This is a genomic window from Providencia sp. M-27, assembly GCF_011077905.1.
In the GTDB taxonomy this organism is placed as follows: domain Bacteria; phylum Pseudomonadota; class Gammaproteobacteria; order Enterobacterales; family Enterobacteriaceae; genus Providencia; species Providencia huaxiensis.
Map to the genome: position 1 here is coordinate 146,627 of NZ_JAALBT010000006.1, position 15,242 is coordinate 161,868.

General features: G+C 40.4%; 15 protein-coding genes. 7 read left to right on the top strand and 8 right to left on the bottom strand.

Annotated features, from left to right (window positions below; translation table 11 throughout):
• Positions 1–91 precede the first annotated feature (91 nt).
• Positions 92–790, bottom strand: a complete 699-nt coding sequence (gene cecR / locus G6Q48_RS10830) for a transcriptional regulator CecR (RefSeq protein ID WP_195698358.1) — start codon at positions 788–790, stop codon at positions 92–94.
• Between the two features lie 282 nt (positions 791–1,072).
• Between cecR and rhlE the strand changes: the two genes are divergently transcribed.
• The 3 genes from rhlE (at position 1,073) to G6Q48_RS10845 (ending at position 3,930) form a co-directional block, all read left to right on the top strand.
• Positions 1,073–2,410: an ATP-dependent RNA helicase RhlE gene (gene rhlE / locus G6Q48_RS10835; protein WP_166266396.1), complete on the top strand. Its 1,338-nt coding sequence runs from the start codon at positions 1,073–1,075 to the stop codon at positions 2,408–2,410.
• Positions 2,411–2,578: 168 nt separating this feature from the next.
• Positions 2,579–3,520, top strand: coding sequence for a tRNA dihydrouridine(16) synthase DusC (dusC, locus tag G6Q48_RS10840; RefSeq protein WP_102138375.1), 942 nt, complete (start codon positions 2,579–2,581; stop codon positions 3,518–3,520).
• A gap of 161 nt (positions 3,521–3,681) precedes the next feature.
• Positions 3,682–3,930 (top strand): GlsB/YeaQ/YmgE family stress response membrane protein, encoded by a 249-nt coding sequence (locus G6Q48_RS10845; protein WP_004256598.1) that lies wholly within the window; start codon positions 3,682–3,684, stop codon positions 3,928–3,930.
• 81 nt (positions 3,931–4,011) lie between these two features.
• Here the strand turns inward: G6Q48_RS10845 and sseA are convergent, their stop codons facing one another.
• Both sseA and G6Q48_RS10855 read right to left on the bottom strand, forming a co-directional pair.
• On the bottom strand, positions 4,012–4,851 hold the full coding sequence (sseA, locus tag G6Q48_RS10850; protein ID WP_166266399.1) for a 3-mercaptopyruvate sulfurtransferase: 840 nt from the start codon (positions 4,849–4,851) through the stop codon (positions 4,012–4,014).
• A gap of 38 nt (positions 4,852–4,889) precedes the next feature.
• Positions 4,890–5,051 (bottom strand): hypothetical protein, encoded by a 162-nt coding sequence (locus G6Q48_RS10855; RefSeq protein WP_004256593.1) that lies wholly within the window; start codon positions 5,049–5,051, stop codon positions 4,890–4,892.
• A gap of 258 nt (positions 5,052–5,309) precedes the next feature.
• Between G6Q48_RS10855 and dinG the strand changes: the two genes are divergently transcribed.
• Complete coding sequence (gene dinG, locus G6Q48_RS10860; protein WP_166266402.1) at positions 5,310–7,418, top strand: ATP-dependent DNA helicase DinG; 2,109 nt, start codon at positions 5,310–5,312, stop codon at positions 7,416–7,418.
• Between the two features lie 128 nt (positions 7,419–7,546).
• Here the strand turns inward: dinG and dps are convergent, their stop codons facing one another.
• Together dps and rhtA are read right to left on the bottom strand one after the other, a co-directional pair.
• Positions 7,547–8,050 (bottom strand): DNA starvation/stationary phase protection protein Dps, encoded by a 504-nt coding sequence (gene dps, locus G6Q48_RS10865; RefSeq protein WP_102138378.1) that lies wholly within the window; start codon positions 8,048–8,050, stop codon positions 7,547–7,549.
• Positions 8,051–8,388: 338 nt separating this feature from the next.
• Positions 8,389–9,276, bottom strand: a complete 888-nt coding sequence (rhtA, locus tag G6Q48_RS10870; protein ID WP_102138379.1) for a threonine/homoserine exporter RhtA — start codon at positions 9,274–9,276, stop codon at positions 8,389–8,391.
• 313 nt (positions 9,277–9,589) lie between these two features.
• Here rhtA and G6Q48_RS10875 point away from each other — a divergent pair, with 313 nt between their 5' ends.
• From G6Q48_RS10875 to G6Q48_RS10885, 3 genes are all read left to right on the top strand, one after another.
• Complete coding sequence (locus G6Q48_RS10875) at positions 9,590–10,165, top strand: TIGR00730 family Rossman fold protein (RefSeq protein WP_166266405.1); 576 nt, start codon at positions 9,590–9,592, stop codon at positions 10,163–10,165.
• Between the two features lie 30 nt (positions 10,166–10,195).
• Positions 10,196–10,654 carry a GNAT family N-acetyltransferase gene (locus G6Q48_RS10880; protein ID WP_166266408.1) on the top strand — a complete coding sequence of 153 codons (459 nt, stop codon included), beginning with the start codon at positions 10,196–10,198 and terminating at the stop codon, positions 10,652–10,654.
• A gap of 233 nt (positions 10,655–10,887) precedes the next feature.
• Entirely contained in the window at positions 10,888–12,486 is a 1,599-nt protein-coding gene (locus G6Q48_RS10885) for an ABC-F family ATPase (RefSeq protein WP_102138382.1), read from the top strand.
• Positions 12,487–12,552: 66 nt separating this feature from the next.
• Here G6Q48_RS10885 and G6Q48_RS10890 read toward each other — a convergent pair whose 3' ends face one another.
• The 3 genes from G6Q48_RS10890 to moeA all read right to left on the bottom strand — a co-directional run bounded on the left by G6Q48_RS10890 (position 12,553) and on the right by moeA (position 15,097).
• Positions 12,553–12,888, bottom strand: a complete 336-nt coding sequence (locus G6Q48_RS10890; RefSeq protein ID WP_004909208.1) for a zinc ribbon domain-containing protein YjdM — start codon at positions 12,886–12,888, stop codon at positions 12,553–12,555.
• A 209-nt stretch (positions 12,889–13,097) separates the two neighbouring features.
• Positions 13,098–13,850, bottom strand: a complete 753-nt coding sequence (moeB, locus tag G6Q48_RS10895; RefSeq protein ID WP_195698362.1) for a molybdopterin-synthase adenylyltransferase MoeB — start codon at positions 13,848–13,850, stop codon at positions 13,098–13,100.
• A gap of 5 nt (positions 13,851–13,855) precedes the next feature.
• The gene (gene moeA, locus G6Q48_RS10900; RefSeq protein ID WP_166266411.1) at positions 13,856–15,097 is read right to left on the bottom strand and encodes a molybdopterin molybdotransferase MoeA; all 1,242 of its coding nucleotides are present in this window, start codon (positions 15,095–15,097) and stop codon (positions 13,856–13,858) included.
• Positions 15,098–15,242 lie beyond the last annotated feature (145 nt).

A 15,242-nucleotide genomic window follows, 5' to 3' on the forward strand; every position in this document is an offset into this window, starting at 1 on the left:
TTTAGTGGAAAAATGTGGCATAAATTACAATAAAATCATCAGCCTCTAGTTATTATCAATGTGAATAAATCACTTTAATATTTTTATCATATCACTTTTCATATTGTTTGCGATGGCGTAAGCCTGCTAATAATATATTTGTATGCTCAATAAGAACTTGATTAATAATTTTAAATTCATTTTCATTAATATGCTTCCAACCGGTTTGACGTAATAACGTCTCTCTAGCAATACGAAATGACAGCGTTTCGCCAAGGATAGCGTGAGTGTGAATTAGCGTTGTTAAATGATTGGGATCAGCACCAATGTAAATGGCAATCAAACGGTTTAGACGCGAATGTATTGGGCCTAAAGCCTGTTCGTGGATGATTGTATAGGCTTCGGTTGGGTTGAGTTGTTCACGTGCTAATATGCGAGAAAAACTTAAATTTTTCTTTTCCAACTGAAAGTGATTATAGGCAATGACTGTTTTTTGTAGTAAACCAAGCGCATCATCAGTGACTTGAACTGATAAAGGTTGATTTAGAAAGTTGTCAATTTCTTGAAAGACATCATGGAAATCGTCCCGGATTGTTTGTGTGATAAGCTGAGCAACAGCTAAGTAAAGTCCTTCTTTTGAGCCAAAATAATAAGAAATTGCGGCAATGTTTTGCCCTGATGCCTGTGCGATTTTGCGTGTGGTAGCGCCATCAAGCCCTTGTTCTCCATATACATCAGCAGCAGTGAGAAGCAATTGCATTTTCGCATTTTCTCCTCGCAATGTTGACGATGAATTTGTATTCATAACCATTCCTTTAAAAATTCAGAATTAAATAATATCTAATTAGCTCTTGGTGGCTTTTCATTTTTATAAAAATCAAAAAACGACATCTCATAGTACCATGTAAGTATATATACTATACGAATGAGATTTTATATTAATTTATTAACCAAACTAAATTAATATATTTATCATCAGCAAATGATGTTAGAATTTTACACAGTGTCGCACGGCAGTTTGCGCTTTTCTTCTGACTCACTTCCCCATAACTGCCACATTCAATTTGAAGCGGTGAAGCCCGGAGTAATTAATTTGACTACTTTTTCAGACCTCGCGTTAAACGAGGAAATTTTGCTTGCCATTAATGAATTAGGCTATGAAAGTCCTACGCCTATTCAACAACAAGCTATCCCAGCCGTGCTTGCAGGAAATGACCTTTTAGCTAGCGCCCAAACAGGTACAGGTAAAACGGCTGGTTTTACATTGCCAATTTTACAAAAGCTTATTACAACTCCTCGAGCAGGGAAGGATCGCAAGCCTATTCGTGCGTTAATTTTGACGCCAACAAGGGAGCTTGCAGCACAAGTAGCTGAAAATGTAAAAGAATATAGCCGTCATTTACGTATTCGTTCTTTTGTGGTCTTTGGTGGGGTAAGCATTAACCCACAAATGATGAAGTTACGTGGCGGGGTTGATGTCTTAATTGCAACTCCGGGGCGCTTATTAGATTTAGCGCACCAAAATGCGGTAGATCTTTCTCAAGTCGAAGTTTTCGTACTTGATGAAGCTGACCGTATGTTAGATATGGGGTTCATTCATGATATTCGTAGGGTGATTAATAAGTTACCTAAAAAGCGCCAAAACTTATTATTCTCAGCAACGTTTTCTGACGAAATCAAACAACTGGCGAATAAATTACTCAATAATCCAGTGACTATTGAAGTTGCTCCACGAAACTCAGCTTCGGAGCAAATTACCCAGTATGTGCATCTGGTTGATAAAAAAAGAAAAGCAGAGCTGCTTTCGTTTATGATTGGCCGTGAAAATTGGCAACAAGTCCTCGTCTTTACACGTACAAAACATGGCGCAAACCGTCTTGCTGAGCATTTAAATAAAGATGGCGTTAAAGCTGCGGCTATTCATGGCAACAAGAGCCAAGGGGCGCGTACACGTGCATTAGCTGACTTTAAATCTGGAGATATTCGTGTTTTAGTGGCAACGGATATCGCAGCTCGTGGTCTTGATATTGAACAGCTTCCTTATGTGGTGAATTTTGAGCTACCTAATGTTGCAGAAGATTATGTTCACCGTATTGGCCGTACAGGCCGTGCAGAATCAACTGGAATGGCTGTTTCCTTAGTCTGTATTGATGAGGCTAAGTTACTCAAGGATATCGAGAGATTATTGAAAAAATCGATTCCATTGATGGCGATTGAAGGCTATGAGCCCGACCCATCCATCAAAGCGGAGCCTATTCAAAAAACACCACAACGGAATGAACGTCGTTCAGGCGGTTCAGGTGATAGGAATCAAAGTAAAGCACCACGTCGTAGCAATGCACCATCGTCAAAGCCGAGTTCAGGAAAGGGGGCGGGTTCCCCATGGAAAAACGCACAGAAAAAAGTCAAACAAGGGCGTAGTGATAGTTAACCTCCCGTAATCTTGTAGCTCTTTTTAATGTTAATAGCATTGACTAGAGCTATTTGAAAAAACATTTCAAGCCAGTCTCTGGCCACTCCTGTCTTAGAATTTTTCCTGCTTATCAATTAAATAAACGGTATGATAAGCAGGAATTATTACGTTTTTTGTGAGTCACTTATGCGCGTTTTATTAGCTCCTATGGAAGGGGTTTTAGATCCTCTAGTTCGTTGTTTATTAAGTGAAGTTAATGACTATGACCTATGCATAACAGAGTTTGTTCGTGTGGTTGATACCCTTTTACCCGCAAAAACATTTTACCGTTTATGCCCTGAGCTAAAGCATGAAAGTCGTACCCTTTCAGGGACACTTGTCCGTGTACAGTTGCTAGGGCAGCATCCTCAGTGGTTAGCAGAAAATGCAAACCGAGCGGTCGAGTTAGGATCTTGGGGGGTTGATTTAAATTGCGGGTGTCCATCAAAAACAGTCAATGGCCATGGCGGTGGTGCGACATTATTGAAACAACCTGATTTAATTTATCGAGCTGCTAAATCAATGCGAGAAGCGGTTCCAAAAGAATTACCTATTTCGGTTAAGGTCCGTTTAGGGTGGGATAGCTCTGAATTTGCTTATGAAATTGCAGATGCGGTTCAACAGGCAGGGGCCACAGAGCTCACTGTTCACGGTAGAACGAAAGAAGACGGTTATAAAGCAGAGAGTATTAATTGGTCTGCTATTGGAGAGATCCGCCGTAAATTATCGATCCCAGTGATTGCTAATGGTGAAATTTGGGATTATGCGAGCGCACAGCGCTGCCTTGAAATCACAGGTTGTGATGCCGTGATGATTGGTCGTGGAGCACTAAACACCCCAAACCTTAGCCGGGTGGTTAAATTTAATGAATCTAAAATGCCTTGGGAGCAGGTTGGCAGGTTGTTATTAAAGTATACGGAGCTTGAAAAACAAGGAGATACAGGCCATTACCATGCTGCTCGAATCAAGCAGTGGCTAGGTTATTTACGTAAAGAATACCATCAGGCAGATGAACTGTTTTCTCAGGTTAGATCGTTAAAAAATGCCCAACAGATTGCGCAAGTGATAACTGAAATTGTGAGTAATTAGTTATGAATAATGTTAATTAGCAAAATTTTATAGTTGCGAAATTAACTCATAGGGTCTTTACTTAATTGGTAGGAGAGCGATTTAATTTATTTAAAGCTCATACTGTTGTCTGAGAATATTTTGATGTATGTCGTGAAATTACCTAGTCTGGGAGGCGTAAGATGGGTGTAATAGCTTGGATTATTTTTGGTCTAATTGCTGGTGTTTTAGCTAAGTGGCTGATGCCGGGTACTTACCACATGGGGTTCATTATGACCACCGTGTTGGGGATTGTTGGTGCTGTTGTGGGTGGTTACATCAGCACTTTCTTTGGTAAAGGAAAAGTTGATGGCTTCAACTTTGGTAGCTTTGTTGTCGCGGTTATCGGAGCGATAGTCGTGCTGTTCTTAGCTGGGATATTTGCCAAATAGCTATTTTCTCTACTTGATAAATCTTTATTCTATAAGCCACTTGAATATTAAGTGGCTTATATTTTTATGGCGGTGGGGAGGCTACGACTCAATTGGCAGGCCGTTATCTTGCCCCCATTGGGCCCATGAACCATCATACAAACGTACGTTTTGGTTACCTAATAATGTTAATGCCATTAATACCACCGCAGCGGTCATTCCTGAACCACAGGTCGTCACAGAAGGTGCATGGATATCCACACCTTGTTTAGTAAAGATAGCTTTAAGTTGCTCTGGTGATTTGAATTCACCCTTTTCAACGAGAAGATCCCATGGGACGTTTTTGCTCCCAGGAATATGACCCATACGCAAGCCTGGACGAGGTTCCGGCGCTTGCGCAAGAAAGCGTGGCTCTGCACGAGCATCAATAATTTGAATTTTGCCTTGATTCACAATATCAAGCATTTGCTCTTGATTCAGTGCATTACTGTCTTTGCGTGTTGCATGGAACTGTTTCGCAGCTGGTGGAGTGACTTCCCCGGACTGAACATCAAACCCAGCAGTTTTCCAAGCATCGATACCACCAGCTAAAATTTTAACGTTTTTGCAGCCCATTGTGGTAAAAGTCCACCATGCTCTTGGGGATGAAAATAAATTATTCTGCGAATAAATAATAACTTGGGTGTCATTGCCAATGCCCATGGCACTAACGGCTTGGCTAAAAATATCGGCACTTGGCAGCATATGGGGTAAATCACAGCTTTTGTCTGCAATTTCGTCTTGATGAAAGAACTGAGCGTTAGGAATGTGTTCTTCTAAATATTGCTGGCGGCAATCATAAGGTGCAGTCGGTGGTGGAGAGGATGCATCGAGTACAACGATGTTGTCATCAAATAGATGTGAATTTAACCATTGTGGGGTGACGAAATAATCGTTGTACATAAGCTATCTCCATCCTGGGCTGATAAATTATTTTAAAATTACTGAATTTGATTGGGTGCTGGCAGTGCTGAAGGGGATTGCGGCTGCCCTTGTTCAAGGGGAGTTGTTGAACGTGTATAAATGTTCATACCCGCTAAAACAATACCGCCAACAGAACCAAAAGCACATAATGCGCAAAGTGCGATAACAACCTTTTTCATTTTTTATAGCCTGCCTAGTGATAAAAATTCAAAATAGTATAAGAACTCAAAGTATAACCGGATGAGTGTTGCAAACAAGTTAAAAGCTATTTTTTCTGTTGCATAATGGGCGTTTTGCAAAAAGCTTCCCAATTTTTATGTATAATGGGTATTAATACAGTAGTTTTGCGAAGCGGTTGGCAAAAAATTTTTTTTCCTATTTCGTATTGTTGTCGGTTTCGTTATCTTTCATCTTAACTTTGGTCACCTGCATAATTTATGTCCCTGTCAAATAAAACTAAAGAACAAATAACTCAGTGGTATAAAGGGTTATCCGTACAAATTGACGGGTTTGTTTCTCGAGCCCCACAGCGGGAGATGATCGCGCAAGTCGCAAAAAACCTAGCGGATGATGATGGTCGCCATTTGGTCATAGAGGCACCTACAGGGGTGGGGAAAACGCTATCTTATTTAATACCGGGAATTGCAGTTGGCAGGGAAGAAGGAAAAACCTTAGTAGTCAGTACGGCAAATGTGGCGCTACAAGACCAAATTTATAGCAAAGATTTACCGTTATTAAGCAAAATTATTCCTGATCTAAAATATACGGGTGCATTCGGGCGTGCTCGTTATGTTTGTCCTCGTAATTTAGAAGCTATCTGCGCAGCAGAAGGCGAACAAATTGATTTAATGTTATTGGTGGAAGATAAAACAGAAATTGCGAATAGTGAAGAACGGGCAATTTGTCAGCAGCTGCGGCATGATTTTCAGAGCTTTGCATGGGATGGGTTAAGGGATCATCACAAACGTGCATTTAGTGATAGTTTATGGCGTAAAGTTAGCACTGATAAAATGAATTGTTTGGGTCGTAATTGCCAATTTTATCAGCGGTGTCCATTTTTTATTGCTAGGCGGGAAATCGAAGATGCCGATGTGGTGGTCGCTAATCATGCATTGGTTATGGCCGCAATGGAGAGTGAGTCGGTTTTGCCGGACCCGAAAAACTTATTATTAGTGCTTGATGAAGGCCACCATGTCCCAGACGTTGCGAGGGATGCACTTGAAGTTGAAGGCGAAATTACGTTAGTTCAATTAACGGCACAGCTCGATAGCTTTATTCAGCATGTTGGGCAATATATGGGGCAATTTCGTCCAGTGAAGCCACCAAAGCTCGCTAATCCTGAACGGTTACAGCAACATGCAGAAAAATTACGGGAAACATTTCGCGATTTCTCATTATTAGCGAATGCATTATTACCAGAAACATCAAAAGAAACTGAATATTTATTTCCACTAGGTGTATTACCTGAAGCAATGCAATTAAGCTGTCAGGTGTTGTTCAAGCAGACTGATGCGTTACAAGGGCTGGCTGAAGCTATCTTAAATGATTTAACGGAACAAACTGCGAAACAAGATATCGTTCGCTTACATCGTTCCATTATTGTGACTAGCAGGGCTATGGGGTACTTTGAAAATATGTCGAAGCTATGGCGGCTGGCGGCATTAGAGCAAAGTTCAGGAGCTCCTGTGTCAAAATGGTTAAGTCGGCGTTATGAGAAAAACCAATCTCGTTTCTTTATGCATTGTGCGGGGATCCGAGTAAGTGAGCAGTTACAACATTTGTTATGGCGCAATGTGCCTCATATTGTCATTACCTCGGCAACACTGAGGTCGTTGAACAGTTATTCACGTTTTATGGAGCTCACAGGGCTATCCGAAAAAAGTGATGACCGCTTTGTGACATTGTCTTCCCCTTTTAACCATGTTGAGCAGGGTAAAATTATTATTCCTAAAATGGAATATGAGCCAACTATCAATAATGAAGCTGAACACTTAGCAGAAATGGCGGTATTTTTCCGTGAGCAATTTACTCAAAATACTCATCGTGGAGTATTGGTTTTATTTAGTAGCCAAAGAGCGATGGAAGGCTTTCTCGAACACGTAAAAGATTTGCGCTTGCAGCTTTTGGTCCAAGGAGATCAACCTCGCTACCGGTTAGTTGAAACACATTGCGAAAGAATTAACCAAGGGCAAGCTAGTGCCTTAATTGGCTTACAATCGTTTGCTGAGGGGTTAGACCTCAAAGGGGAATACTTAACTCAGGTCCATATTCATAAAATTGCGTTTCCACCAGTAACAAACCCAGTGATTATCACAGAAGGGGATTGGTTGAAATCATTGAAGAGATACCCATTTGAAGTACAAAGTTTACCGAGCGCTTCATTTAATTTGATACAGCAAGCGGGCAGGCTAATTCGTAGTCATGAATGTTATGGTGAAATTATTATTTATGATAAACGTTTACTGACTAAAAATTATGGTAAAAGGCTATTAAATGCATTACCAGTATTTCCGATAGAACAACCCGAAATACCTAAAAAACAGTAAATAATTAAATTAACTCATTTTATTTTTAGATATTTAAATAACAGTTTGATTTATAGTTATTTACTCGCAAATAAAATGGCCACTTTTCAGTGGCCATTGGTCAATTTTAATTGACTCTATTTACGACATTACTCAATATTTGCTTCTAAGAACCAGAGGAATTTATCCATATCGCGGGAAGCCGCAGTAAACATATCCGCAGTGTCTTCGTCTTCCACTTCGTCAATGGCTTTGCGGATATCATTCGCGACAATAGCATAGCGGTCGGCTAACGCTTTCAAGTGGTCTTGTACGCTATGGATATTAATTGGGTAAGCTTCTAACGAGGTGAAGCGGTTAACTTCTTGGGTTGTACCAATAGCAACCCCACCCAATTGAACCGCGCGTTCTGCGAATTCATCTAAATGTTCAACTAACGTGGTTCTAAAGCCATCTAGCATTTCATGTACAGCGATAAAATTGCGACCACGCATATTCCAGTGGGCTTGTTTAGTCATTAGAGAGAGATCGGTAAAGTGGACAACCATAACATTAAGAATTCCAATGGTTTCCAATTTTACGCTGTCTTCCATATCATTACGTGTATATAAAAGTTCATTTGAAGATGCTTTAAATAATTTAGCTGTGCTCATGATTCATCCTCTCTTAAATATGAATTTGTTTAGTAACCTCATCTGTCAATAAATATAAAATAACCAAACTAATTTGTCATAATGTAATAAACGATTAATTTAATAGGTCTATTCGATAAACTTTATTAACCGTTAATTAATTGTGGATCTTCGATACTAATCGTTTTTGACAATAAGTGCGATAGAGATAATTAATTTTTATTTAAAGCATAAACTAGAAATAAAAATAGATTATTTCAAATTGATGAATAAAACTTTACACGAAAAAAGGTTAATAAATATCAATATATCGAATTTATTAACCTTGACTGTCTTTGTTTGCTTCTAGCTTTTAGTGGCTAGGACACTTTTTCAATTTTTGACTTTGGTACCGCTGTTGAGGTGGAGCCAATAGAAGCACAGACAATACATAATAAGGCTAACCACTGAGTCATCGTTAAGTGCTCATTTAGGAAAACAATTCCTAAAAATGCACCCATACAAGGTTCAAGGCTCATCAATGTACCAAAAGTTCGGGCAGGTAAACGCGTTAGCGCGATCATTTCTAAAGTATAAGGAAATGCGGTTGATAAAATCGCGACTGCTAGTGCAATAGGTAAAATTGAGGGGTCGAACATCACCTCGACACCTGTTTGCATTAAACCGATCGGGAAGAAAATCATCGCAGAAATAAATGAACCGATAGCCACGGTGGCAGCGCCATAGCCCGCTCCCGCTCGTTGGCCAAATATAATATACAACCCCCAACAGACACCGGCTCCGAGAGCATAGATAGCACCGAGTGTATCAATGGATTCAATATTATCGCCAATTGGGAGTAAAAATAATAACCCAACTATAACAAGGGCTATCCACAAAAAATCAATTGGGCGGCGAGAGGAGAACATTGCGACAGCTAAAGGACCAGTAAACTCTAGTGCAACGGCTATTCCTAATGGAATGCGCTCAAGGGAAAGGTAAAACAAATAATTCATCGTACCTAGGGACAAGCCGTAGGCTAGCAGTGGAACTAGCGAGCTTCTTCTGAATTTTAAACGCCAAGGTTTAAAAATAACAAATAATATAATTGTAGCAAGCAATAAACGTAAACCAGTAACACCGGGAGCGCCGATAACAGGAAATAAAGTTTTAGCTAAAGAAGCCCCGCTTTGAATAGAGGTCATAGCAAGCAGTAATAACCCGATAGGTAATAGCGGAAATGCGCTCTTTTTAGTGTCGGCAGACATAAATAAGTAAACCTCAGACAACGTAACTTAATTGGCAATAAATATTTAGAAAAATAAGTATTTGATGATGAAAAATAATTTCTGACAGATTATCTCATAAAACCCTGCTGCTTTATATTTCTTTATTTTACAGCTAACAATAACAAGGTGATAAATGTGCTCTATGGGTATTCAAGGTGTTGTTTTAACTGAATGGCGATGTTATAAACATGGATTAATTTTATGGTGGGAAGGATGATGCTTGAGCTTCTACACTAGGCTCGTATAATTCCATTCTCTAAAAAGCCACTATAAAAATGGAAATGAAGAACAAATGGGAAAAATTAAAAGCATTGCAGTGTATTGTGGTTCAAGCATGGGAAAAAACGAAATTTATCAGCAAAAAGCCATTGAATTTGCTAAAGAAATGGTTAGTCGCGATATCGCATTAGTCTATGGTGGGGCGAGTGTGGGGATTATGGGAACGGTTGCTGATACTGTTTTGTCATTAGGTGGTAAGGCGATTGGTGTGATCCCTTCATTGCTAGAAGAACGCGAAATTTCTCATAAGAATTTAACTGAACTGTATAAAGTTGAAACGATGCATCAGCGTAAAAGTAAAATGATTGAACTTGCCGATGCTTTTGTCGCTTTACCAGGCGGTTATGGCACGCTTGAAGAGTACGCAGAAGTATTTACTTGGAGCCAAATTGGTTTACATACTAAACCATGTGCCTTGTTTAATATTAATAATTATTGGCAACCATTGATTGATATGACAAATAAAATGGCGGATGAAGGTTTCCTACATGAAAAATATCGTCATATGGCGATTGTGAATGATTCGCCAGCTGAATTACTAGAAAGCTTCGAAACGTATATTGCGCCACCAATTAAAACTTACGATTAGCATTAATATCGAAATCACAGAGAGGTATGCATGATAAGGGAAGCTATAAAAAGTGATATAGACTCTATTTTATCGCTTTATCAAATTTTGTTTTCGGAAATGGCATTACTAGACCCCGAGCGCTTACAACCTGCAGAGCAGGCTAGGGAATTTATTGAAAATGCGATTATCGATGATAAATTTTATTTGTTAGTTGCTGAATTTAACGGTGAGATTAAAGGATTTTGCATCGCGCAACAACAAGTTGCTGATCCTTATAGCTGCATTGTTCCTCGAAATTTTGGTTATATTTTTGACTTAGTGGTTGACCCCAATTTCCGTGGTGAAAAAGCGGGGCAAAAATTACTCGATGGCATGAAAGCATGGGCGAAGAGTAGGCAGTTTAGCCACTTGGAGCTGTCGGTATTAGCGAAAAATCATAAAGCCATTAAGTTTTATGAGCGAGAAGGGCTAACAGAAATCAGCCGTACTATGGGGATCACGCTTTAGTTTGGCATTTAGTCAGACTTTCCTTCCGTGTTAATCAATTTGCTGAAAACAGCACAAGATCTAAGCGGTGTAATATGGCATAATGCGCCGCTATTTATACCTGCCATACTCTAATGACCATGCATGGAATGTATTTTGCTGCTCAAATCACTATTTTGGGTTGTTTTGCACGCTGTAGTCATGGACCCAAATCATCGCAGGCTATTTTACACCGTTTAATTTAAGGCATAGCAGTGTTAACAACGAACAATATCACTATGCAGTTTGGCAGTAAGCCACTGTTTGAAAACATTTCAGTTAAATTTGGCACAGGCAACCGTTATGGTTTGATCGGCGCAAATGGCGCAGGTAAATCCACATTTATGAAGATCTTAGGGGGAGACTTAACCCCAACAGCGGGTAATGTGAGCACGACTGATCCAAATGAGCGTATTGGTAAACTTCGCCAAGATCAGTTCGCATTTGAAGAATTTACCGTGCTTGATACCGTGATTATGGGGCATAGCGAACTGTGGGATGTAAAACAAGAGCGCGATAGGATCTACGCCTCACCTGAAATGAGCGAAGAAGACGGCTATCGAGTCGCTGACTTAGAGGTCGCTTATGGTGAAATGGACGGCTATAGCGCAGAAGCACGTGCAGGTGAATTATTACTGGGTGTAGGTATCCCTGTTGAACAGCATTATGGGCCGATGAGTGAAGTCGCACCTGGCTGGAAACTGCGTGTGCTGCTGGCACAAGCCCTATTTTCTGACCCAGATATTTTATTACTCGATGAGCCGACGAACAACTTGGATATCGATACGATTCGTTGGTTAGAGCAAGTGCTGAATGATCGTAACTGTACTATGATCATTATTTCCCATGATAGGCACTTTTTAAATACCGTATGTACGCACATGGCTGACCTAGATTATGGTGAATTACGTTTATTCACGGGTAACTATGATGAATATATGATCGCGGCAACCCAAGCTCGTGAACGTCTATTGTCGGATAACGCAAAGAAAAAAGCGCAAATTGCTGAGCTGCAATCTTTCGTTAGTCGTTTTAGTGCGAATGCTTCTAAGTCGAAACAAGCGACTTCCCGTGCACGTCAAATTGATAAAATTCAATTGGATGAGGTGAAAGCGTCTAGCCGTCAAAACCCATTCATTCGTTTTGAACAAGAGAAAAAATTGTTCCGCAATGCACTGGAATTAGAAGCGGTAACGAACGGTTATGACCAAGGGCCATTATTTAAAAACGTCAATTTATTACTGGAAGTTGGCGAAAAAATGGCGGTTATTGGTGCTAACGGTATCGGTAAAACGACATTCTTAAAAACGCTGGTGGGTGAACAACCTGCAACGAGCGGAATGGTTAAATGGTCAGAAAACAGTAGCATTGGTTACTATGCTCAAGACCACGCAGAAGATTTTGAAACAGATTTAACCGTGTTTGACTGGATGAGTCAGTGGAAAAGTGAAGGAGATGACGAGCAAGCGGTGCGCAGTATTTTAGGCCGTTTACTGTTTTCTCAAGATGACATTAAAAAGAAAGTTAAAGTGTTATCCGGTGGTGAACAAGGGCGCATGTTATTTGGTAAGTTAATGATGCAACAACCAAATATTTTGATTATGGATGAACCAACCAACCACTTGGATATGGAATCTATCGAATCATTAAACTTAGCTCTCGAATTATACAAAGGAACGTTAATTTTCGTTTCCCATGACCGTGAGTTTGTCAGCTCGTTAGCGAGCCGTATTTTGGAGATTAAAGAAGATAAAGTCATTGATTTCAAAGGTACTTATGATGAATACCTGACAAGCCAAGGTGTCGTTCTTTAAATCTGGTTTTTGGATGAAAAACAAAAAGCCCTCAATTCTGAGGGCTTTTTAATGGGCGAAGTAAACTTAGTTTTTCTTCACAAATTCAGATTTCAATTTCATTTGGCCGAAGCCATCAATTTTACAGTCGATATTGTGGTCGCCTTCGACCAAACGGATACCTTTAACGCGGGTACCAATTTTTAGCATAGAAGAGCTGCCTTTGACTTTAAGATCTTTAATAACCGTGATGGTATCACCATCAGCTAACAGGTTGCCATTGGCATCTTTTACAATCAATTCATCAATATCAGCTACAGGCTCGGCATCATTCCATTCATGCGCGCACTCAGGGCAGATATACATATCGTTATCAGTATAGGTGTATTCAGACTGGCATTTCGGGCAAGGAGGGAATTGCATATTCATACTCTCAGTAACTTTATCAAAAGAATAAACAGTGGTGATATTTAAACCATCAAGCACCACAAAAGAGAGATAGTATAAGGTGAAAGGAGAATTAAATTATTTTTTCGGATTATTCCTAATTTTGATGTGGTGAAAATGGGAAAAAGGCGAGAAAAGCCTCGCCTGAATGATGAGAAAAAACAACTTGCCCGAAAATTTAGTCGTTAGCCTTTAGCACAGACTTCACAATGGGGATCTTTGCTAAGTTTAAATTGGCGAAAATCCATAGTCATTGCATCAAATAACAATACTTTTCCTGAATTAACTTTCCCATAATTAGCTAATAATTTAATTGTTTCCATTGCTTCTAGCGTACCAATGGTACCAACTAAAGGGGACATAACTCCGGCTTCAACACAAGTTAAGTTATTTTCACCAAATAAACGGCTTAAACAGTGATAACAAGGGGTGCTTTCTTCATAAGTAAAAACAGATAATTGCCCTTCCATGCGGATGGCAGCACCTGAAACCAGTGGTTTTTTCTGTGGTAAACACAGGCGATTAAGCTGTTCACGAATGGCAACGTTATCGGTGCAGTCTAAGACCACATCATGGTGCATGATTAATTCATCAAGTTGAGCATCATCTAGTTGTGCATTGACGGTGTCAATTTGGATATGTGGGTTAATGGCAGCAAGTTGCACTTTAGCTGAATCAACTTTGGGTGTACCAATGGTGGCGTCACGGTGCAAAATTTGCCGTTGCAAGTTAGACAACGACACAGTATCGAAATCCACCAATGTCAGATGACCGACACCGGCAGCAGCAAGGTATTGTGTTGCAGCGCAGCCTAAACCGCCAAGGCCAATAACTAGCACTTTGCCAGCCTTAAGTTTTTCCTGCCCATCGAAATCAAACCCACGGAGGATAATTTGGCGGTTATACCGCAACATTTCCAGATCGCTAAGCTCTTGCACAGTTATTATTCACTTTTTAATAAATAGTTAAACATTTCGACTTCAACCATTTCACCTGCTTCAACACGCCCACGCTCTCGTTCAAGGACAATAAAGCAGTTAGCTAAACTAAATGAACTAAACACGTGTGAGCCTTGGTGACCCGTTGTGGCGACTTGTAACTGTCCTTGCTCATTGGTGCTTAGAATTCCTCGTTGAAAATCTAAACGGCCCGGGCTTTTCTTCAATGTGGTGGTAACTGGAACTTTAAAGCGTAGCGGGGCACGCCATTGGCTGTGCCCTGAAAGACGAGCAATCAGCGGTTGAACCAATTGGTAGAAGGTGAGTGCTGCGGAAACGGGGTTCCCCGGTAGCCCACAAAACCAAGCGTCACTCAGCTTGCCAAATGCAAAGGGTTTTCCTGGTTTTATAGCTAACTTCCAAAAACCAATCGTGCCTAATTCATCCAAAATTTGTTTGGTATAGTCGGCTTCACCCACGGAAACTCCACCACTACTGATCACTAAATCCGCGTGTTGGTTAGCTTCGATAAAGGTTTGTTTGAGTTTTTCTGGCGAGTCCGGTATCACACCTAAATCGAGCACTTCGCAGTTAAGTTTTTCAAGCATCAGACGGACGGTAAAGCGGTTAGTATCATAAATTTGCCCATCTGCTAAAGGAAGGCCGACCGCTTGCAGTTCATCACCTGTTGAAAAAACGGCAACTTTAAGGCGACGATATACGGCGACATCTGCAATACCCAGTGAAGCAATTAAAGGTAGCTGAGCAGTGGTAAGTAAGGTTCCTGCAGGGAACACCGCACTGCCTTGGGCAATATCTTCCCCAGCTTTACGAATATTACTGCCTTGTTTGATGGGGTGGGTGAATATAATCCCTTGCTCGGTTTGTTCTGTAGACTCTTGCATGACAACAGTGTCCACACCTTGTGGAATTGGAGCACCCGTCATAATACGCACGCAGCAACCCGCTTTGAGCTCACCTTCCATCGGGTTGCCAGCAAATGATTTACCTGCCACAGGCATTGGCGTTTTACCATCCCAATCGGCAAAACGTAAGCCATAACCATCCATCGCAGAATTATCAAATGGTGGAACATTGATAGGAGAAATTAGGTCTGTCGCAATGATGCGCTGTGCAGAGGAGGTCAGTGGAATGATTTCTGTATCTGTGACGGTTTTCGTTTGAGATAGTAATTTTTCCAATGCAACATCTAGAGAAATCAAATCGTTAGTATGACACTGATCCATAAATAATGACCCTCATTATTGTTATCTGCCTTGAGGCTTTAAAATGTGTTCGTAATGCATATTATGGCAGAAATCCATTAGTGGGTGAATGAATAGAAATTGATTACAGATAGCTTTTGGTCAGATTTAACCAGTAAGGTGGCAT

Excerpts from the sequence above, each read along its gene's own strand:
- rhtA (WP_102138379.1), bottom strand. The coding sequence starts at position 9,276 with ATGTCTGCCGACACTAAAAAGAGCGCATTTCCGCTATTACCTATCGGG.
- cecR (WP_195698358.1), bottom strand. The coding sequence starts at position 790 with ATGGTTATGAATACAAATTCATCGTCAACATTGCGAGGAGAAAATGCG.
- G6Q48_RS10845 (WP_004256598.1), top strand. The coding sequence starts at position 3,682 with ATGGGTGTAATAGCTTGGATTATTTTTGGTCTAATTGCTGGTGTTTTA.
- G6Q48_RS10875 (WP_166266405.1), top strand. The coding sequence starts at position 9,590 with ATGGGAAAAATTAAAAGCATTGCAGTGTATTGTGGTTCAAGCATGGGA.
- dps (WP_102138378.1), bottom strand. The coding sequence starts at position 8,050 with ATGAGCACAGCTAAATTATTTAAAGCATCTTCAAATGAACTTTTATAT.
- dinG (WP_166266402.1), top strand. The coding sequence starts at position 5,310 with ATGTCCCTGTCAAATAAAACTAAAGAACAAATAACTCAGTGGTATAAA.
- G6Q48_RS10890 (WP_004909208.1), bottom strand. The coding sequence starts at position 12,888 with ATGCAATTCCCTCCTTGCCCGAAATGCCAGTCTGAATACACCTATACT.
- sseA (WP_166266399.1), bottom strand. The coding sequence starts at position 4,851 with ATGTACAACGATTATTTCGTCACCCCACAATGGTTAAATTCACATCTA.
- G6Q48_RS10855 (WP_004256593.1), bottom strand. The coding sequence starts at position 5,051 with ATGAAAAAGGTTGTTATCGCACTTTGCGCATTATGTGCTTTTGGTTCT.
- dusC (WP_102138375.1), top strand. The coding sequence starts at position 2,579 with ATGCGCGTTTTATTAGCTCCTATGGAAGGGGTTTTAGATCCTCTAGTT.
- G6Q48_RS10880 (WP_166266408.1), top strand. The coding sequence starts at position 10,196 with ATGATAAGGGAAGCTATAAAAAGTGATATAGACTCTATTTTATCGCTT.
- moeA (WP_166266411.1), bottom strand. The coding sequence starts at position 15,097 with ATGGATCAGTGTCATACTAACGATTTGATTTCTCTAGATGTTGCATTG.